Raw genomic sequence first — 18,275 nt, 5'->3', positions numbered from 1 at the left:
CCTGCCCGCATTCGCGGGCGTTCGAATGGAGACACATGCCTGCCACCAACCTCACGGCCCTCAAGAACGCTCAGCGTTCGCTGCTGCTCAAGCCGCTCGACGCCGCGGTGTTCCTCGCGCCCTGGTACACCGCCGCGCCGACGGCGTTCACCGACGCCAGCGGCGCGCTGCAGACGCTACCCGCGGCTTTCAAGCCGGTCGGCCTGATCGACAAGAAGACCGGTGTGGCCTTCGCCCGCGGTATCACCGCCGCGCCGATCGAGGCCTACGGTGAACTGCAGCCGGTGCGCAACGACATCACCAGCGACATCACCACCATCGAGTTCCAGCCGCAGCAGACCACCGCGCTGACCCTCGAGCTGACCACCAGCGCGAACCTGGCCCAGGTCAAGTCGAACGCCGCCTCCGGTGAGGTGTTCTTCCCGCAGCCCGCCTCGGAGCAGATCACCTACTACTCGGCGATCATCATCGGCAAGGACGGCAATGACGCCGACCCGATCTACGTGTTCAAGGTGCTGCCGAAGGTCGCCGTCAGCAAGTTCGGCGGCGAGCAGTGGACCCCCACCGAGGTGCTGGCGCAGAAGCTGACCATGGTCGCGTTCAAGGACGACACCGCCGGCTACGCCGTCGCGCACGGCTTCGGCGGCCTCGGCTGGAAGAAGATCGTCGCCCAGACCGGCATCGCCCCCGCGGCGTGACGCCGCTCGTCGCAGCGCGAATTCTCCCCTGATCACCCAGGTTCCGGCCTGGGCGTGGGGCGTGTCATGTGTCTCCGGTCATGGCACGCCCCACACCATTTCCTGTCCATATTTCCGGAGAAGAAAGCGGGTCCACCAGTGTCCGCCATCCCCACCGAATTCCCCGTCACGATGACCGACGGCGAGAACGACTACGTCGTCTCCAGCGCCACCGAGTACGTCAACGCCGTCTACAAGCTTGGCCACGCGGTCAAGGTCGAAGAGGCCGCTTCGCGTCGTAGCAATTCGAAGTCCAAGTAACACAACACATTCCCGGAGATCTGACATGACCACCACTCACGAAGCGGCCGACAAGGCCGAGGTCGGCGGACGATTCTACGAGCTCCAGCAGGAACTCGCCCCGCGCAGACGCGCGCCCTACCGCCTGACCGACGACATCGCTATCCCGCCCGTAACCCGGGGCCAGCTGCTGGCCCTGCGCCGGACCGACAACGACGACGAGCAGATGGCCATCGTGCTGGGCGACCAGTACGAAACCGTCGAAGCGCTCTTCGCCGAGCGGCCGCTGGATGAGTGGTTGGCCTTCCAACGCGATCTCTACGCCCACCTTTTCGGCCAGGGCGCCGCGGAGCTGCCGGGGGGATCGTCGGGCTCGTAGAGTTCTGGGAACGTTTCGGTGCCGCGCTCGACTACGACTTGCTCGAGCGCGGCATCGACGTCCGGGACTGCTTCGGGCCCGATACGATTCGCACGCGCGACTGGCGCACCATCTGGGCGTTCAAAGACCGGCTCCCGCACGGTTCACAGTATCGTTCGGCGCTGTCGATGGACCGCGAACTTGCCGAACGGATGGTCACCGCCGAAGAAGCGGCCAACCTCTACGAGGACGAATCGGCGAGGCCTGCTGGACCTACGCCCGAGGGCTACACGATCGATACCTACCTGCTGCTGTCGATCATCGACGCCCTGCAAGGCGTGCAAGCCGCGATCATCGCAGCTGCAGGCGGCGACCCGCCGGCCATCCGCCCCATGCCCCGCCCCGTCACCGCGGCGGATCAGGTACGCGACGAACATCGCGATCGCTCTATGCAAAACCTCATTGACCAATTCACCGCATACACCTGGGAGGACTGATGATCTTCTCGGCAATTTTGCCTGCTCAGGCGGCCGGTGCCGCGGACGCCACGGTCCTGGCCGGCGTCTATTCCCCCGGCTTTTACAGTGGCGACACCATCACGGATGTCGAACTCGTTGCCCCACCGGGCTATTCGGCCATCACCGGCGTGGCAACCAACAATGTGACCGTCTCGGTTCGCCACATTCGCAATGGCACGGTCCTGCAGACTTTCGCTGCCGTTACCACAACAGAGGGCACCAACCTGGTCCCCGAATCTCCGATCTCCATCCCGATCACGGCGCAGCCGGTCCTGCTGATGGGTGACGTGATCGACGTGCGGATGCGCCAGAACGGGGCCGGCCATGCAGTCGGAACCGGACTGACCGTCTACGTATTCATCAGCTGAACAGAGGATTGGAAACGCCGAGGACTGGTCCGATTACCATGCCGCGCCAGCGTCGCGATGAGGGGGCATCATGCTTCGCATCGCAGATGGGTCATACCGATTGTCACCACGGTGACCGAGCCTTCCGGTGCGCCCTCGGGCCAGCCGATGCCTAAATCCCCGTGCTGCGGACCGGGCGTTCTCGTTGTGAGATCAATGGTTTCGACTGCACGGTCGAGCCACCATCCCGTGTTCCTGCACATGTCCCATTCGCGGCCGTCGCTACCGCTGGAATACAACTCGAGTGGCAAACCGCGGGAGTCGCGCAGATGCTGCAGCAGGCGGTCGGCGACCCCGCTATCGGGCGTGCCGTCGGTACTGCCGATGGACAGCACACGGTGGCACCACGGGCCTCGTCGCGATTCCGAGCACCAGGACGAATCCGCGAGCACCACAAGGCCATCGGGTAGTGGCAGCACCTGATCGGCGGCTGGCACCGGAACCGGCTTCCCGCCATAGGACGGAAAGTAGTCCGACCAGAACGACAGCATGAGCAAAACACCGAGTGGGCTTGCCACACAGTAGAGAACGACGAGAACGCCACCGAGCGCGGTCCGAAGTGAAGCCATACCACCCGCTGCCCGGTCGGTGATCAAACCCACCACCAGGATGCCCACGCTAGCCAAGGTCAGCAACACCTCGACGCTGTACTGCACCTCGCGCAGCGTCCAAGCGAGGAATGACACCACCAGCTGTGTCGCCGCGATCGCCGCTAGTGCGACACCCACCCCTAGGCGATACCGCGGCGACCGCGCCGCCAGCAGCCAGCACACCAACGGAATGACAAAGACCAGTCGTTCCACGCGGCCAGCATAGCCGCAGCCGCATTCGACCGCCCATCTGACTGATCTCGTTGTTGCGCGGTGGATTCCGTGAGGAGGAAAGCTATGAGTAGTACGTGGGACACGCCGCCGCCGAGTTTCGACAGGAAGCCGGACCAGAGCAAGGTGGACAGGCTCCGGCCGGGGCAGCGCACGCTGGTCTGGGATTCGGTGATCAGCGGTTCGATGGCTGGGGTCGATCCGCGCTTGGTGCTGGCTATTGCGCTGGAGGAAGCAGCAGACCAGCACGATGACGATGGAGCGCTGCACGATTTGGATCAGTGGCAGAGGGGCCGGATCCCGTGGATCGGCAGGATGAATAACCCGGCCGGCTATTCTCTGGGCATTACCAACGTCAAAGAGCGCACCTTCGAAAAAGTCAAAGAGAAATATCCCAGCGTATTTCATGATCACAAATGGTCCGACCTCGCGAACGACGACGCTCTGGCTGTTCGTACTACCGCCTACTATCTCAAGTACTTGCAGGAAACGTATGCCGGCGCGATGCCGGACGAAATCAAGCAGAAGTATACCCTGAATCAATTCTTGGCCTCGGCGTACAATGCGGAGTTCGATGCCGATGGCGATAACAATGTGTTGGTGTGGATCAAGGACAAGAAACTCGGGGAAAAGGAGTCGAAGGGCTATCGAGATCGCGTCAAGGACAAGCAGTGGCAGCGTGCCGAGTCCTTGCTATCGACGATGTGGACTTGGAAGGACCACTCTGGCATCCGGCCGATCAGCGCAACGCTGGATTCGCCGGATCAACCTGCCGCGCTGCTGAACTCGTGGCTGAATGCCGGTTCTTCGATCCTCGATTCGATTCTGCGCCCCGCGCAGGGCGCCGTGCCGATTGCTGGTGGCATGGACCCGAACCCGAATCGTCAGACGGCGGTGAAATACGCCGATGACTGGGCGATCATGAGCAACTGGGAGTATCCGAACTACGATGCGAGCGGCGGCGACTGCACGAGCTTCGCGTCACAGGTTTTGCACGCCGGAGGTTTTCAATTCGATCCCTCGCGGGCCGACGACAGTTTCGCGGTGACCGACCGCTGGCATCCCTACAACCGGAAATACAACCACATCGGCAATGAGGCGCCGCATGAAGCAGGTGATTCGGCGCCGCGTCCCTGGCTGAATGTTCAAGCGTTGTACAGCTACATCGCCAACGGAAACGGGAATGCGAAGGGTGGGCCGACGGGAACGCGGCTGGCGCCGATCAGCGTCAACCCGATCACCGGGAATCCCGATCCCAACGCGTTGACCAATGCCGGACTGCGTCCCGGCGACCTGGTATTCGTCAGTTTCGGCGAGAAGAACGAGGACGGGTCCCCGATCCTCAGCCACACCATGGTCTACGCCGGCCATGGCAATGCGCGGCAGCGTATCGGTGAGGATGAAAACGGCAATCCGAGGTACCAGTACTTCGAGGACGCCGATTTCGTCGACTACCACAGCAGCAATGTCTACCACGGGTTCTGGGCCATCCCCAAGGTCGATGAGGACACGGAGAAGGTCGTTTCGGACCGGACCGTCACTTACTACCCCGTGCGCATGAACTACCCTGGCGACGCGCAATATCCCGTCCAGCGAGCGGCGGGCGGCGACATCAGAGGTCCCGGTTCGTCCATCGGCGACAAGATTCCGGCGTGGCTGTCCGACGGCGAGTTCGTCATGAACGCACGCTCGACATCGGTGAACCGTCCATTCCTGCAGGCACTCAACGCTGACCCGTTCTTCCTGCAGAAGATGCTCGAGCAGCGGGATGCTGCTGCGGCGGCGAGAGCCGATGCGAATGCGGGCGGGTACGCGCCGGCGGCCGGCGGTGGGCCCGCGACCGTGAACATCTCCATGTCGAGTTCCGAGGACATTGTGGCGCGGTTGAAAGTGCTGTCGACGCAATGGGAGCTGATGAATTCCCGGTAGGCGGTATCGACGCCGCCTGGTTCGAGATCGCCTGTTGGCGAGTCTATTACAGATTTTCAAGAGAATTGAGGTGAGGTTGTGGCGTCGAATGCCGCGATGATCACGGTGACCGGAGTCGACGGATCGGTATGGACGATCGCCGGCCAGGGCAGTGGTCGTGAGGGTGTGGATTTGGCTACGTCGCCGAGCGGGCTGTACGACGCTCCGGTGACGACGATCTGGAACCAGTCGGCCTTCCAGATCGGCTCGTCGTTCGGTGGTTACCGGACCAACAAGCGCGATGTCGTATTCGCGGTCAATGTCTTCGAAGCCGCAGGGCGGTCGTGGGAGGGAGTGGACTCCGCATGGCGCAAAGCATGGGCCTACGACCGGGATTCGACGCTGACGATCACGACCGACTTCGGAACCCGGTCGCTGAAGTTGCGGATGTCCGAGCAGCCGGACTTCAAGCCGGACAAGGACCCGCACCTGAGGAGCCAGGGCAAGGTTGTGATGACCTGTGTCGCGGGCAATCCCTGGTGGGTGGAGTCCGATGTGACGAGCGGGTGGACGTCGACCATGAACACCACGGGCGCGAACGTGAGCCAGCAAGGCACGGTCAGCATCGCCAACCCGACCGATCAGCCGATGTGGCTGAAATGGGTGTGCTCGGCGCCGGGCAAATGGACGCTGCCCGACTTCTCGTGGGGCGCGGTCGATCGTGACGAGGCGCGCGTCATCACGCTGCCGATGACCAGCGCCGGGCAAGACTTGACGGTCGACACCGATCCGATGGAGGAGATGATCGTCGCGGCGAACAGTTCGCAGATCTGGGCGTTGATGAACGGTGTCAGCTTCCTCTACCCGGTGCCCTCGTACACCCCCGCCACGGATATTCCGGTGAAAGTGTCCGGCGCGCCGACCGGCGCTTCGGTGATGGTCGTGCAGCCGCGGAACTGGTCGCGTCCGTGGGGGTTGCAGTGACCACCGCGCTCGATCTGCCCGTACTCTACGCGGACGCGCAGCTGGCCAAATCGACTCGCAAGCAGCAGCGTTACGCGCGACCGCTGGTGCGGCTGTGGGACGGTGACTGGAATCTGCGCGGCGTCTGCGGCGCGGAGATCAGCGCCGACTTCCGGTGGGTGCTCAACCAGTCCGGCACCGGCTTGCTGGTGCTGCCTTACGACTACTACCTGGCCAAGTGGGCCGTGGACATCAACGGCCGCACGAAGCAGAACGTGCACATCACCGTCGACAAGGACGGTGCGCGCTGGGACGGCCGGTTGGAGAAGGCGGTCATCAAGACCGACGACCACGGCGTCACGACGGTGGAGCTGCTGTTCATGCACTCCTATCAGGAACTCAAGCACATCTATTGCTGGTCGAATCCGTTTCTGCCTGCGGCGGTGCAGTTCCCGCGCGAGTTCCTGCTGGCCGGGCCCGGTGTGTGGGTGCTCAAGACGGCACTGCACCTGAACCTGCTGCGATTGGAAACCGCGGGGTGGACACTGCCCGACGATCCCATGGACGTCAGCAGCTGGGGGAACCTCGACCAATCGAACTGGGCCGTGGTCGTGAAGCCCGGCGACTTCGTCTCCGATACGTCGGTGTGGACGATCTTCGGCTCCCGGTTCCGGAACTTTCACGAGGCCGCGGCAGGCACCTTGGAGACCGCGCAGCTGGCCGTCGTGACCCGGCGTTGGCTCCGCGGCGACCCGGCGCCGTGGCCGGGTGCGAACCTGCGGCACGGCTGCCTGGTGGTCGACATCGTCGACAAGTCCGGATTCTGGACCGGCACCAGCACCGGCGGAAACATGTGGGACGGCCTGCAGCACACCATGCAGGTGCTCGACAACACCCTGCTCGACTACAGCCCCGATGTGCTGCCTGACCTGAATGCACCTGAGCTGTACAAGAATCCGGGATGGATGGGCACGCTGCCGTCGAATCCCTGGGTGGTGTATCGGCAGAACGAGCACACCGGTATCCAGACTTCGCAGTTCGTGGTCAATCCGTCGTCGGCGGTGCAGATCCTCACCGGCGGTCACTCGATGCCCGGCGTGAACGAGGCGATCTCCTCGGCGATCCAGTTCGTCGGCATGGTCACCGCCGGTGCGCTCGGCGAGGTGCCGTTCGTCGGTCCCATCCTGGCGGGTGTCGCCAACGGTACGACCGCAGTGGTGGACACCATCGCGATGGCGCTGCTCTCCGACACGCTGTTGGCCTGGATGGAGTTCAAATCGCCGCAGCGGGAGAATAATTCGGGCTGGTCGCATTACTACGAGCATTTCGAGAACAGCGCCGATCGCGCGTACACACTCGGCTCGCTGCTCACCCTCGGTGAGGGTCTGTGGAAGACGCGACGCCACTTCACCCACAAGTTCACCGTCGCGAACGGCGAACCGTACCTGATCGGCGATCAGGGCCAGGGGCACTTCTTCCTCGGCGACCGCGTCGGTTCCACCGTCAAGGGCATGCCCGAGGGTTCGATCTACGTCGACCAGGTCACCGAGCTCGAGCTCGCATGGTCGCGCACGGCCAGCCCCGCCTGGCAGGTCACCATCGGTTCGGACCGCGATCACGACATGCCGTTCGCCAAGTCCATGCGGGTGGTCGCCGACATCGTCGACGACATTCACGCTCTCGCCGTCCAGATGTGATCCCGACCGAGCTCGCCGCACCGCGGGCTCGGAAAGGTCGAACAGGGCGGTTTCGCCAAATCTCATTTCTATTGCCGGAGAGAACTATGCCTATTCCCTCGCACGAGGACTGCGATCCCAACGATCCGTACGACGCGTTCGTGTGGGCCCTCGTCGGCTTGCCCGGCCCGCGCAACTCGCCCTTGCTGGTGCACCCGGACGTGCTGCGGCAGTGGTCGAAACACCTCTGGGATCTCGGTTTTCGACACTACGCCGACGAGCAGACCAAGGAATACATCCCGCCCGCTCGTGGCGTCACCCATTGGCTCAACGGTGCAGGCCAGTGGGCCGAGAAGGGCGCAGCGCGGCCGCCGGAAACATCGGCGCCCGACGTGGCCCAGCTGACCCCGGACGAACGAGCGAACCTGGTGGAGCAGCTGCGCGAGTCGGGTGAGCTCAAGCATCTGGTCGATCCGCGCGAGCTGAACCTCAACCACGCGCAGGTCGGCGATGCCGAGAGCATCGCGTCCGGTGGTGACCGATGACGAATCCCGAGAAGAAGATTCCTCCCGGCGCCTACACCGGAAGCTCGATCCGCAACCTGCAGAAGGTCACCTGGGCGTCGGCGCAGGCCTCGATCATGTCCAATGTCATGCAGTCCTTCGCCGGCGTGGATGCGATCGGCGCGAACCTGAACTCGGCTACCAACCGTGCGCTCAACGCGGCGAGTTCGGCACAGACCGATGCTTCCGACGCGCAGGTGACAGCGAATGCGGCTCAGAGCACGTCGGCGTCCAACGCGGCGGCCATCGCCAATCTGCAAACCGACAGGACGCAGAACGAGGTCGGCGGAGCGGCGGTCACCGACAGCTTCGAGTCCTGGAACACCACGAAGTGGTCGGTCCTCAAGTGGGTCGACGGCAGTCACACCGTACCCGACATGGTCGTCGTCACTAACCAAGCCGGTATCGCGAAGAGCGGAAACACCGGCACGGGTGGCGATTTCGCACTGTACAAGACACCGCTCATGACCGACTCCCAGTCGGTGTCGTTGGTGTTGGGTCGCGCCAATCAGGCGGGCTATTTCACCGGCAGCGGTGTTCTCATCCGTGCGGCTGTGGACCTGTCGACTTTCGTTCTGGTACAGCTCGGGACCTCCAAGATCTCACTCCAGCGGGCAACGTTGATCAACGGTCAGATGACTGTCACGATCTGGGCCGAAAGAACGAATCTGTCACTTAATACCGGTGATACGGTCACCGTCGGTGCGACCGGCTCGTCCTACGAGGTCCTCGTCAACGGCGTCAGCAGACTCGGCTATCAAGACACTGCTGTCTCGTCCCCGGTCGGCGCAGGCAACCGGTGGGTCGGGTTCTACAGCGCGTGCCACGTGGATTCCGACTGGTCCGGCACCACCCAGTACTTCGGTTTCGACATCGAATCTTTCGCTGCGGCCGACACCTCGTCGCCGCCTGTTGTCGGTACCGGCTGGTCGCTGTATCGCCAGAGCGCGACGACAGTCGCGCAAAGCGCGGGAAATGCACGTTACGGAACCATTTTCGACACGGTGCGGCAGGCGAACAAGGTCAACGTGCTCAACCTTTCTTCGGGCCAGATCCAGATCACCAAACCCGGCTGGTACGTGATGAGCGTTGGCGCGCAATGGGCGCAAGCGTGCGGAGAGGGATACAACTACAACGTCTCGTTGTGGTCCGCGCCGAGTCCCGAGGGGCAGTGGAAGGTCGTTCGCAACAGCGGTGAGACCGCAGGATCTGCGGTCTATCGCGTTTCGGGAACATTCGTTGTCTTCGCGGGCGCGGGGAGTGTCTGGGCGCCGGGGTATTACATTGCCGGCGCAAATCAAATGTACGGCGATCCGTCTGGTACCCACACCTATTTCGACGGGGCGCTCAGCTCCTTCTCCTGAGTCCGGTCCGTCTGCGCGAAGCGCCTGCCCGACTGCGGCGCGCCGCCGTGTGCGATCCGCATCGAATCGGCCGCAGCTTGGCCGAATCCCTGACCGAACCTGTCCAGCGAACTCGTGGACGAGGTCGAACAAAACAGAGGAACTCTATGAGCACACCGAACGATCCCGGATACCTGGGCTATCAGCCCACCCTCCAACCGCTGAAACTGACCACGGGCGCCAGCTTCGTGCAGACCATTCAGCCCTCCGATGGAGCCGTATTTCCCACGGGCACAATGATTTCCATCGTGCTGACCGCGCCGGGAGGCGCGTCGCTCGGCGCATGGTCGGCGGTCGTCGGCTCGACCACCGCGACGTGGACCGTGCCCGCCGCGACCTGCGACCAGATCCCGACCAACTCGCGTTACACGATGCTGGTCACCTACCCGACCTCGCCTGCGACTACGTACGCCTGGTACGCGGGCACCGTCATCCGCATCTAGATCCGAATCCGAAGTCATTCCCGGCCTGCGGGATTCGACGAATCGCTGTTTCCACCTTCATCGACAAGGAGCTCGACCATGGCTATCGCCGTCACCTCGACCAAGAACGCGCTGTGCACCGCCTACGCCAACATCGCCACCACCGTCTACATCTCGGTCCACACCGCGGACCCGGGCACCAACGGCGCCAACGAGGCGTCCGGCGGTTCGCCCGCCTACAAGCGGGTCGCCACCACCTGGTCCGCCCCCGCCAACGGCCAGATCACCGGCAGCCAGGTCACCATCGACCTGCCCGCGGGCACCTACACCCACGCGGGTCTGTGGAGCGCCCTCAACGGCGGCACCTTCATCGACAAGGTCGCCATCGCCTCCACCACCCTCGGCGCCCAGGGCACACTGCTCATCACCCCGACCTTCACCATGAGCTGATCGCCGCGAATCGGAGAGTTCGATGACACCACCAGGTCAGGTGATCACGGCGGCTCTGCCTGCTCCGCCGACAGTGGCCCTTACCGTTCCGGCGACGTCCGCCCGCGCGGGGGCGCTACCGAAGACACCGGTCACCGTCATCGACGGGACGCGGGTCCCAGTCGTTCCCGCCTTCGTGTACGCGACTTTCGCGGGCGTCGCCGGTCCGGCCGCGCCGTCCACTCCGTCCGCGAGAGCAGCGGCCGCCGCTAGTGGAGCCGGTCTGCTGACGGCCGTGACGCGGTCGTCGCAATCGGTCGTCCCTGGTTTCGGCGACACCGCGTCTCCCACGGCGCGTGTGGTCGTCGGTTCCGGTGCGTCTGTGGTGCTGAACGCGTGGTTCGACGCCGACACCCGTGCTGTGGCAGCCGATGCCGCCTTCCCCGGTACCGGTGAGCTCACGTCGGTGACTGCGACGCACTGCGACGCGTTGCCGTCGTTCTTTGCCCTGGGCACCGCCACGGCAGCTGTCTCCAGCGGATAGTCAGCCCCTCGCCAGGCGAATCGGGGTGGCACTTGCCGCCTGACATTGTGCCGCGCTCGATCGATGGTCGAGCGCGGCACTTTGCTTCTCCGAGGTCATCGTCCCGCGCCTCGGCCGATACCCGGAGATCGCCGCACTCGGGACGCGAATTATTGGATACCAATCGTTTTGAAGGAGGTCGCTGTGGCGGACCCTGCATTGAAATCGGCGAGACTGCCTGTGTCGCCATCGGCTACTCCAGCTATCCCCGCGTCGCCCGCCAGCAGCTCGGCGTTGCCCTCGGCGCCGGTGGCTTTCATCGCGGGCAAGTACATTCCCGTGGTCGTTCCCTTCATCCGTGCGGACACGACGGGTGCCGGCACGCTGCTCGCGCCGACGACGGCATCTGTCACGGCACAGGGAATCAGCAGTGCGTCAGGGCAATTGGCGGCCCAGTACGCCCCGAGCCAGTCCGGTGCCGTCGGCTTCGAGAGCGGTGGTTCGGCGCGTGCGCGAGTCGCGGCGGGGCTTTCGGCGAAGGTGCTGGTTACCGCCGGATTCGGTAGTGCTGGTCGCGCAGCGGCGATCAACGCGATCGCGCGTGGCGCGGGCGAGTTGTCGGCCACCGTCGTACCGCATTCCGGTGCGGTGTCGGCGTTCCACGGCACGGCCACCATGATCGGTGTGCTCGTCCTTCCGCCCGTGTCGGTTTCCGCGCCATTGACAGGTGGCGGCAGCCTGACGGCGACCGCCGTGCCCGGTTTCCGGCCGTCGGGAATGAACAAGAGCGGGACCCAGCCCGGGCCCGCCACCCAGAACGCCTGGGTGCAGGTGATCAACTGGACCGCGGACACCGCGAACTATCCCGGCTCGACCGTGGATACCAATGCTTTGGTGAGCCAGGGCGCGCACGCCTCGGCCACGATCGTCGGCAGTGTCGGCTGGACGGTCGGAACGTTTGCGAACGTGATTGCCGTGCGCCTCAAGAAGAATGGCACGGTCATCGCCACCGGCACATCGGCCAATCCGGCCACCGCGAGCGCCACGGTCGCGGTAGCCGCGGGCGATCGGATCACGCTCGAGGTCACCGATACCAGTCAGTGGCCCTCATTCTCGACGGCCACGATCAACGCGGCCAATACCTATCTGCGGATCACCTGATCACCCTGGCCGCTCCCACCCACTCTAGGCGTGCGGCCGTTCTCCCGAACGACGCAACTGCGCAGCTGCTCGACGGTTTCGGCGGCCGATGTCTGCTCGGCGGATTCGACGCCCCTTGATCGGAGGCGATGAGCCGTGTCCGACGACCGCTTCCAAATACTGCCGAACTGTCGGTATCGGACACACCGGAGCTCGCTGCCCCGCCATCGTTCTGCGCCCGGGGTATCGAGCTTCGACGCACTCAGCTGGAAACCGGGTGCGCCCGAAGTCGGCGAACGGCCGCGAGCACGCCACTTTCCGGCTCGTGACAGGGCCGGTCAATTGTCCTTTCCGTCGTAATCGTCAGGCCGAATTGCGCACTGCGGCCGCCCATCTGAGATCGGCTGGCTCTTACGGCATTTCGAGTCGGATTCGGCGCGCCTGAAACCTTTGAGGAGGCGATGAGCCGTGACAGATATCTACGGCCTGCCCGACACCACTGGCCGCAAGGAAGGCGATACGTGGACCACCACGTTGCCCGACGGGCGAACCGTAGTGAACACGATCCCTGCAGGTAATGGTAATCAGACTGTCGACCAAGTCATTACCAATCCTGATGGCAGCACTACGAACTCGCGGGTCGCGGGCAACGGACTGGGAGGGTGGCAACGGTGGAACGACGACTCGTCCGGCACATCCTCATATGCAGGCAAAGACACGCAAGGTAGCGAGGTCTACGGCCAGCACTTCAATCCAGGAGCATCGACCTCGGGCAGGCCGAGTCACGAATTCGGGATGTCATCCGACTACAAGACTACGGCCACCGCGTCCTACGACCAGCAGGGCAACAGGATCGGCACCGACCTAGGTGTCGCGAACAAGAACGGCCTCTACGACAACGTCCACGTCGACAACTACGGCAACAAGACGTTCTCGGCCACCACCCGAGACGGAAATGGCGGGCTGGTCAGCACATTCACTGGTCAGATCGACAGCGACGGTTATGGCTGGCGGACAGTAGACGGCAATAGGTGGGAAGTCGCACCGGACAGCCAGGGCAAGCCGGTCCTGACGCGCACCCAGCCGACCGATACGGGTGTGCACCTACTCCGCATGGATGAGAGCGGCAAGCTCACCGACGAATTCCGTGGCAACAAGCCTGGTGAGTGGTACCGCGACACAATCACCACCGACGCCGAAGGCAAGACCACCATTTCCCGCCTTGATGTCCACCTCGGGGTCACGGTCTATGACATCGACGGCAACGTCCTCAGCCGCCAGAAGCCGGCCGACAAACGGACCCGTACCGAAAAGATTGTCGACACAACCTACGAGGTCGTCTACGGAGCGGGTCGGGCATTCTTCGGGTTGACCGACCTGGGTGCCGCTGCCAACGTTCTACTACCTGGCGATCCTCTGGTGACCTCGGACGACATCGCCGGAGAGACCGTCGAATCGTTGAAGCCCTTGTTCAAGGGCGATGGCCATGAACGTTGGCAAGCACTTCAGGCGATGGTGGCGGGAACGAACACCGATGAGTTAGCCGAAGACAGCACAGTATCGATAACCAAAGGCGTCCTGACCGCCGCCACTTTCCTCATCCCTGGCCCAAAAGGTTTGGGTGCGTTCAAGCGCGGCGGGCGCGCCGGCGAAGAACAACTGATCAACAAGATGGTCGGGGCCGGCAAGAGCGAAGCCGAGATCATCGACGCTCTCAGAGAATTACGGGCGCTACAAGAGACGCTGAATCCCAGGAGGAGCGGCGAGGGCGAGTGGCTGACGGCTGAGGAAGTCCTCGCGGCGATCGACAATGCTCGAACCCCGAGAACCGGCGGCCTCGACGGTGCTGGCAGGCGCGAGGGTGATCCGAACGCGAGTGAAGGCTCGCATTTGGACGACCGTGCAGGCACTGATCTGCCTGGTGAGCCAGGGCGGCATTGGCCCGTTTCGGTGGTCGACATCCATCCACCAGGGATTTCGAAAGCTGAGTGGAATCGTAGGCTGGAACTGGCCACGCCACCGGCCTCGCACTCTGGCATGGAGCCGATCTCGCCGGACGGATCGAACCGGTGGGATGACTCGAATCTAACGGGCCGGGAATCTTCTGGTGCCAAGGGCTTCGTCGGTGATGCGCTTACTCGAGCAAAGCTCGAGCTCGATGGATACGAAATCATTGCGACAGGCAACGAAGTAAACATCATCGCGCCCGGTGTCGGTAAGGATGGATTCAAACCGGACTTCATCGCGAGAACTCCGGACGGCAAACTCGTATTTGTGGAGTCCAAGGGATGGAATGCCGACTATCAGCCGAACCAGCGTCCCGGATATACACACTATCAGAGCGGCGATCAGAGGCTCCAGTTCGAACCAAAGAATGTGGAGTTGAGAAAGAGGCTCGAGGACGCGGGCTTCGATCCTGACGATGTCGTAGTCGACAGGGTCGAAACGATTCGATGGAACGGCACTGGGAAGCAGTGGCCAGGTGAGGTCGCATACCGGCCCAGCGACGCAGTGCTGGCCAAGGCGGCAGAGGAGTTCAGCGAAAACTACAGTCCCTTTGTTCGTAAGAACAAGAAAACCAAACAGTTGGAGCTGACGAATTCCAAGCTCCTTGCATGGAATGCTCTTGCCGAGGAACTCGCTCTGCGAGATGCGGCTCAAGGGCGGCATGTTCAGGCAATGATCACTCGAGCCCGCCAGGCCGCCACCGATTTCATACTTCGCGCAACGGGGCAGGTTGTTCCGGATGCTACGGACGCGTTGGCGAATGGAGGATTTGTTGCTCGTAGCGACCTCGGCCTCGCTGCCACAACAGTCGTTCCCCTGTCTCCGCCTGTGGGGTCAGTCGATCCGTTTCGCGGCGCTTACTCCGGTCGCCGCCGGTGGGCGAATCAGTCTCTGACGGTAAATATCCACGACGGAAATGACCGCCCGGGTAATGCTGTACGGGCAGAGGAACTCCACTCCTTGACCTATGCTGCGGCTTGATGGTGCGTAGGCCGATGGGGTGGCGCTGTAGGATTGGGCCCCAGATCGGCCTGAGAGGCTCGGTTCTGCCGGTTTGACAGGTGGCGACATCGGGCTATCACGACAAGGTGATAGCAAAATGCCATGACTGTCTTGGTCCTATCCGTAACGGTCGGAGTTGGATCCATAGGAAGGTGGGGTAGATGGCCCAGCGTGGACGCCCGAACACTGCTGCGATGATTATCGATAAGTTGCGGCAGGCGATAGCCGTCGAGGGGTACGTCTTATACGCGACCTTCGAAGTCGGCGACGGTCAGCGCGGTTCGCCGGCTGCGCATAAAGTCTGGTTCGTCAATGACGGAATCGGTATTCCGGGCATGACCAAGGGGGCTATCGAAGCGCTGGTGGTCGACGATCCTTCCAGCGAAGGCGTTAGAATTTCAGGGTATGCCTATCTGCTGTCGGACGCCGTTGCGGAGGTTGTGAAACAGCTGCCCGTCACTGCTTTGGACAGCAGCTACAAGCCTGCGGAGTACTTGAACTTCAATTACCTCCAAATGGTGGGTTTCGGATCGCTCGATACGCCACGGAAGATCGATCGAACATTTCACATGTTCGATGTTGGTGGTGACGGCGTCGACGAATTCGTTCGCTACGTACGGGGTAAGGTCCGCGACTGGTTCGATCAGCGTATCAGTGTCGATCAGCTACTTATTGTCGCGCGAGAACCAACTCATCAGGACAGATTCAATCCCAGCCCTCGTCTGCTGCGTGGTGTGGCGGTCCTTGCGGTGCTGAGCGGGCGCCCGCGTCAAGCAGTCGAATTGCTCGGCTGGTACCTCGATAGAGAGAAGGTCGGGCGCCTGGACTCAATAGATCGTGCAACGCTTTTCGAGCAAGAGTTGGGTAACCTGTTGCCTGACTACTCGGCCGCCAAGGGAAGCAACTAGCGCCCAGACCGGCTGAGGCGAGTAGATATCGCCTGCGCGATCCAGGTGGCGCAGGCGGTTGCGGAGTGGCGTGTGGGCCCTACGACCGGACGATCCCGGCAAATGCGGAACAGCTGGCCCGAAAGCATGGGCTGGCTGAGATCGCAGGGGTGGATATCGTCCTCTTCTGTGACACGCAGTTTCCCCGGTATGCAGACCTCAGAAGTTGACACGGAGTGAAGTAGTAAGTCTGTAGCGGAGTTTGCGCTGCTGACGACATTGCGGTTGTGAGGCCGCTGCTAACTGCAGTGCCAATTTGGAGATGAGGAGGACGATATGAGTCCCGGGAACGCGCAGGAGTCCATGGTCTCGATCGCGAAGCTGCTGGCACCTGACGAACCGGATGTGGTGCGGGGAGTTCGGGCTGCTACGGATGGAGATCCCTGGAGTGCCTTGATCCGTGCGCTCTCGGCGCGAGGGCTCGCTGCTGTGTTCGATTGGGAAGAGGATCCGGGTGAGATTCGATCCTTGCTGGAAGCGCTGCCTTCATACCCTGACAACCTCTCGTGGAGTTGGTACGGAGCATATGAGTCGGACGGATTCGACGTAACCACATCACAACCAGCTTCTGCGCACCCCGTATTCGCGCGGATGGAAACGAAGACGTCCTGGCCGGTCGGCGGGACGCGGAGGTATACCGATGACGGTGAACGAGCACGATCGTATCGACCAGGTCTCAGTTGGGCCGGATGGCCGGTTGGCGTTGGTGATGGTGGAGGAGCGGTCGTATCGCGATGGTGATGTCGCGGTGTTGTGCGAGGACTTTCGTCGGAAGATGAACAGTTATGTTCACGCGGTTCGGTCGGGTTATGCGGAACAGTTGGCCCGGGAGCGTGGGCTGGCTGAGGTCGCCGGGGTGGATATCATCCTGTTCTGTGATACGCAGCCACCTGCGGTAGTGGAACAGATAATCGGCCTGGTGAATCGCGAACTGTCCGATGAAGGGATCGCCGCGCGGTGGGAGTCTTGGGCGCCCGACGCGGTCGGTATCGATGTCATCGAGCGTGCCCTGGTTACCGAGGCCGTCGAAATGATCGGCGACGGCTGGGATTTCGCGCTCCTGTGGGTGACGGTGGTTGGTGCTTCGGGCGCAGCGGGCGTGCAGGTGCGGCGGGTCGACGGGACGGTGGACAACGTGCGCCCGTCCGAGGGTCTGCTTCAGTTGCTGACCGAGCACAAGCGTGCTTCGTATGACGCGGAGACCGGAACTTGGTTGAGCGGCCAGATTTCGATCGCTGATCCGGACCGCTATCGGGCGGCGTTTTCGAACTCGGAGATTTCCGAGTGGATGCCCTCGCCATCCGTCGATGATTTGCGTGCGGAGTTCACAGCCTTCAGCCGTCCGGGCAGTGCGATCCCGGACTGGGTTCGACGACAGTTGTCGTAACCGTCTCGCAGTGCGACGGGCAGGGACGTCGGCGCGGTTACGTACGTTGGCTTCGCTCTCGAATCCGTCTGTCCCGGAAAAGTCACGAACGGGCGAGTCAAGCGAGCACGGTGATCTTGGAACCGCGGGGAAGTTTGCGGTTCTCAGAGAACCCGGTGAGATTGCCTGCGAAGGTAATTGGGACATCGAACACGTAGTCGATGCCGTCGCTGCGACTGTTGTCGTCCCACGCCTTTGCGAGGAGAGCGGCGAACTCTACTGGAGGTTCGCCCTCCCCGAGAATGTGATTCGGCCCCTCTGCCTGTGCCGAATCGTGGATCACGCTCCAAATTCGCTGCCCGCCAGTCCATGCCGCGACACCGCTGGTGGATCCGTAGGACGATTCGTAGCAGGCGATTACCTCCGACTCGGCTATCCCGCTCGAAAGTTGTTGGAGTGCATGCATCTTGGCGAGGTAGCCGGGCGGTTCGACTTCGTAGTCGATCACCACGTACCACCCATTGCGCATAGTCGCCCCTGCGAACTGTGAAGTGCCGGGAGTGTGGTGGATTCCGGTGTCGTGAAGACCCAGTTGATCTAGTACGGCCTGCGGTGTCCCGCTTCGCACAGCAACCCAGGAGAGCATAGATCCCATAAGGGAGAAGTTAGTCGAAGTGCTCGACAGGATCGCCTCGGCGATCAGCGGGGCCTCGGCCGAGCCGACTCTGCGAAAGTCCCGATCGGGCATCCCCGGGACCACATCTACGAACTTCAACGGCATGCCCCGAAGCACCGCCATGTGCGGTGGAACGGGTGCACCGACGGAGCACCACGCGCGACCGCGC

20 protein-coding genes are annotated in these 18,275 nt (G+C 62.8%); 18 read left to right on the top strand and 2 right to left on the bottom strand.

What is annotated here, in order from left to right; genetic code table 11:
- Nucleotides 1–35 precede the first annotated feature (35 nt).
- The 5 genes from ACRWNM_RS16290 (at nt 36) to ACRWNM_RS16270 (ending at nt 2,221) form a co-directional block, all read left to right on the top strand.
- Complete coding sequence (locus ACRWNM_RS16290; RefSeq protein ID WP_431968271.1) at nt 36–698, top strand: hypothetical protein; 663 nt, start codon at nt 36–38, stop codon at nt 696–698.
- Nucleotides 699–836: 138 nt separating this feature from the next.
- Nucleotides 837–998 carry a hypothetical protein gene (locus ACRWNM_RS16285; RefSeq protein WP_431968269.1) on the top strand — a complete coding sequence of 54 codons (162 nt, stop codon included), beginning with the start codon at nt 837–839 and terminating at the stop codon, nt 996–998.
- Nucleotides 999–1,023: 25 nt separating this feature from the next.
- Entirely contained in the window at nt 1,024–1,356 is a 333-nt protein-coding gene (locus ACRWNM_RS16280; protein WP_431968267.1) for a hypothetical protein, read from the top strand.
- 38 nt (nt 1,357–1,394) lie between these two features.
- The gene (locus ACRWNM_RS16275; RefSeq protein ID WP_431968265.1) at nt 1,395–1,832 is read left to right on the top strand and encodes a hypothetical protein; all 438 of its coding nucleotides are present in this window, start codon (nt 1,395–1,397) and stop codon (nt 1,830–1,832) included.
- Nucleotides 1,832–2,221, top strand: coding sequence for a hypothetical protein (locus tag ACRWNM_RS16270; RefSeq protein WP_431968263.1), 390 nt, complete (start codon nt 1,832–1,834; stop codon nt 2,219–2,221). Before ACRWNM_RS16275 ends, ACRWNM_RS16270 begins: the two co-directional genes overlap by 1 nt.
- Nucleotides 2,222–2,289: 68 nt before the next feature.
- On the opposite strand, the gene ACRWNM_RS16265 is transcribed toward ACRWNM_RS16270, so the two are convergent.
- Entirely contained in the window at nt 2,290–3,063 is a 774-nt protein-coding gene (locus tag ACRWNM_RS16265) for a hypothetical protein (protein ID WP_431968261.1), read from the bottom strand.
- 84 nt (nt 3,064–3,147) lie between these two features.
- Between ACRWNM_RS16265 and ACRWNM_RS16260 the strand changes: the two genes are divergently transcribed.
- The 13 genes from ACRWNM_RS16260 to ACRWNM_RS16200 all read left to right on the top strand — a co-directional run bounded on the left by ACRWNM_RS16260 (nt 3,148) and on the right by ACRWNM_RS16200 (nt 17,451).
- Nucleotides 3,148–5,010 (top strand): amidase domain-containing protein, encoded by a 1,863-nt coding sequence (locus ACRWNM_RS16260; RefSeq protein WP_431968259.1) that lies wholly within the window; start codon nt 3,148–3,150, stop codon nt 5,008–5,010.
- A 96-nt stretch (nt 5,011–5,106) separates the two neighbouring features.
- Nucleotides 5,107–5,973 (top strand): phage tail protein, encoded by an 867-nt coding sequence (locus tag ACRWNM_RS16255; protein ID WP_431968257.1) that lies wholly within the window; start codon nt 5,107–5,109, stop codon nt 5,971–5,973.
- Complete coding sequence (locus tag ACRWNM_RS16250) at nt 5,970–7,649, top strand: phage tail protein (RefSeq protein WP_431968256.1); 1,680 nt, start codon at nt 5,970–5,972, stop codon at nt 7,647–7,649. The genes ACRWNM_RS16255 and ACRWNM_RS16250 overlap by 4 nt, the downstream gene beginning before the upstream one ends.
- Before the next feature lie 86 nt (nt 7,650–7,735).
- Nucleotides 7,736–8,173 (top strand): phage gene 29 protein family protein, encoded by a 438-nt coding sequence (locus ACRWNM_RS16245; RefSeq protein ID WP_431968254.1) that lies wholly within the window; start codon nt 7,736–7,738, stop codon nt 8,171–8,173.
- On the top strand, nt 8,170–9,555 hold the full coding sequence (locus tag ACRWNM_RS16240; protein WP_431968252.1) for a hypothetical protein: 1,386 nt from the start codon (nt 8,170–8,172) through the stop codon (nt 9,553–9,555). The genes ACRWNM_RS16245 and ACRWNM_RS16240 overlap by 4 nt, the downstream gene beginning before the upstream one ends.
- A 146-nt stretch (nt 9,556–9,701) precedes the next feature.
- Complete coding sequence (locus tag ACRWNM_RS16235; protein WP_431968250.1) at nt 9,702–10,037, top strand: DUF7264 domain-containing protein; 336 nt, start codon at nt 9,702–9,704, stop codon at nt 10,035–10,037.
- A 78-nt stretch (nt 10,038–10,115) separates the two neighbouring features.
- Nucleotides 10,116–10,466, top strand: a complete 351-nt coding sequence (locus ACRWNM_RS16230) for a phage tail fiber protein (RefSeq protein WP_431968248.1) — start codon at nt 10,116–10,118, stop codon at nt 10,464–10,466.
- 22 nt (nt 10,467–10,488) lie between these two features.
- On the top strand, nt 10,489–10,989 hold the full coding sequence (locus ACRWNM_RS16225; protein ID WP_431968246.1) for a hypothetical protein: 501 nt from the start codon (nt 10,489–10,491) through the stop codon (nt 10,987–10,989).
- A gap of 63 nt (nt 10,990–11,052) precedes the next feature.
- Nucleotides 11,053–12,129 carry a hypothetical protein gene (locus ACRWNM_RS16220; RefSeq protein ID WP_431968244.1) on the top strand — a complete coding sequence of 359 codons (1,077 nt, stop codon included), beginning with the start codon at nt 11,053–11,055 and terminating at the stop codon, nt 12,127–12,129.
- 447 nt (nt 12,130–12,576) lie between these two features.
- The gene (locus ACRWNM_RS16215) at nt 12,577–15,096 is read left to right on the top strand and encodes a hypothetical protein (protein ID WP_431968242.1); all 2,520 of its coding nucleotides are present in this window, start codon (nt 12,577–12,579) and stop codon (nt 15,094–15,096) included.
- A 182-nt stretch (nt 15,097–15,278) separates the two neighbouring features.
- On the top strand, nt 15,279–16,025 hold the full coding sequence (locus ACRWNM_RS16210) for a hypothetical protein (RefSeq protein ID WP_431968240.1): 747 nt from the start codon (nt 15,279–15,281) through the stop codon (nt 16,023–16,025).
- 315 nt (nt 16,026–16,340) lie between these two features.
- Complete coding sequence (locus tag ACRWNM_RS16205) at nt 16,341–16,805, top strand: DUF6630 family protein (protein WP_431968238.1); 465 nt, start codon at nt 16,341–16,343, stop codon at nt 16,803–16,805.
- Complete coding sequence (locus ACRWNM_RS16200; protein ID WP_431968236.1) at nt 16,705–17,451, top strand: hypothetical protein; 747 nt, start codon at nt 16,705–16,707, stop codon at nt 17,449–17,451. The genes ACRWNM_RS16205 and ACRWNM_RS16200 overlap by 101 nt, the downstream gene beginning before the upstream one ends.
- Before the next feature lie 97 nt (nt 17,452–17,548).
- On the opposite strand, the gene ACRWNM_RS16195 is transcribed toward ACRWNM_RS16200, so the two are convergent.
- On the bottom strand, nt 17,549–18,211 hold the full coding sequence (locus ACRWNM_RS16195; RefSeq protein ID WP_431968234.1) for a hypothetical protein: 663 nt from the start codon (nt 18,209–18,211) through the stop codon (nt 17,549–17,551).
- Between the last annotated feature and the right edge of the window lie 64 nt (nt 18,212–18,275).

Source organism: Nocardia sp. bgisy134 (assembly GCF_965341865.1).
Lineage (GTDB): Bacteria > Actinomycetota > Actinomycetes > Mycobacteriales > Mycobacteriaceae > Nocardia.
This window is presented reverse-complemented; position numbering and strand designations above follow the sequence as displayed.

Bases quoted from the DNA above. Each gene is read 5' to 3' on its own strand.
- ACRWNM_RS16280 (WP_431968267.1), top strand. From the start codon at position 1,024: ATGACCACCACTCACGAAGCGGCCGACAAGGCCGAGGTCGGCGGACGA.
- ACRWNM_RS16240 (WP_431968252.1), top strand. From the start codon at position 8,170: ATGACGAATCCCGAGAAGAAGATTCCTCCCGGCGCCTACACCGGAAGC.
- ACRWNM_RS16290 (WP_431968271.1), top strand. From the start codon at position 36: ATGCCTGCCACCAACCTCACGGCCCTCAAGAACGCTCAGCGTTCGCTG.
- ACRWNM_RS16220 (WP_431968244.1), top strand. From the start codon at position 11,053: ATGGTCGAGCGCGGCACTTTGCTTCTCCGAGGTCATCGTCCCGCGCCT.
- ACRWNM_RS16200 (WP_431968236.1), top strand. From the start codon at position 16,705: ATGACGGTGAACGAGCACGATCGTATCGACCAGGTCTCAGTTGGGCCG.
- ACRWNM_RS16260 (WP_431968259.1), top strand. From the start codon at position 3,148: ATGAGTAGTACGTGGGACACGCCGCCGCCGAGTTTCGACAGGAAGCCG.
- ACRWNM_RS16270 (WP_431968263.1), top strand. From the start codon at position 1,832: ATGATCTTCTCGGCAATTTTGCCTGCTCAGGCGGCCGGTGCCGCGGAC.
- ACRWNM_RS16255 (WP_431968257.1), top strand. From the start codon at position 5,107: ATGATCACGGTGACCGGAGTCGACGGATCGGTATGGACGATCGCCGGC.
- ACRWNM_RS16245 (WP_431968254.1), top strand. From the start codon at position 7,736: ATGCCTATTCCCTCGCACGAGGACTGCGATCCCAACGATCCGTACGAC.
- ACRWNM_RS16230 (WP_431968248.1), top strand. From the start codon at position 10,116: ATGGCTATCGCCGTCACCTCGACCAAGAACGCGCTGTGCACCGCCTAC.
- ACRWNM_RS16205 (WP_431968238.1), top strand. From the start codon at position 16,341: ATGAGTCCCGGGAACGCGCAGGAGTCCATGGTCTCGATCGCGAAGCTG.
- ACRWNM_RS16195 (WP_431968234.1), bottom strand. From the start codon at position 18,211: ATGCCGTTGAAGTTCGTAGATGTGGTCCCGGGGATGCCCGATCGGGAC.
- ACRWNM_RS16225 (WP_431968246.1), top strand. From the start codon at position 10,489: ATGACACCACCAGGTCAGGTGATCACGGCGGCTCTGCCTGCTCCGCCG.
- ACRWNM_RS16210 (WP_431968240.1), top strand. From the start codon at position 15,279: ATGGCCCAGCGTGGACGCCCGAACACTGCTGCGATGATTATCGATAAG.
- ACRWNM_RS16235 (WP_431968250.1), top strand. From the start codon at position 9,702: ATGAGCACACCGAACGATCCCGGATACCTGGGCTATCAGCCCACCCTC.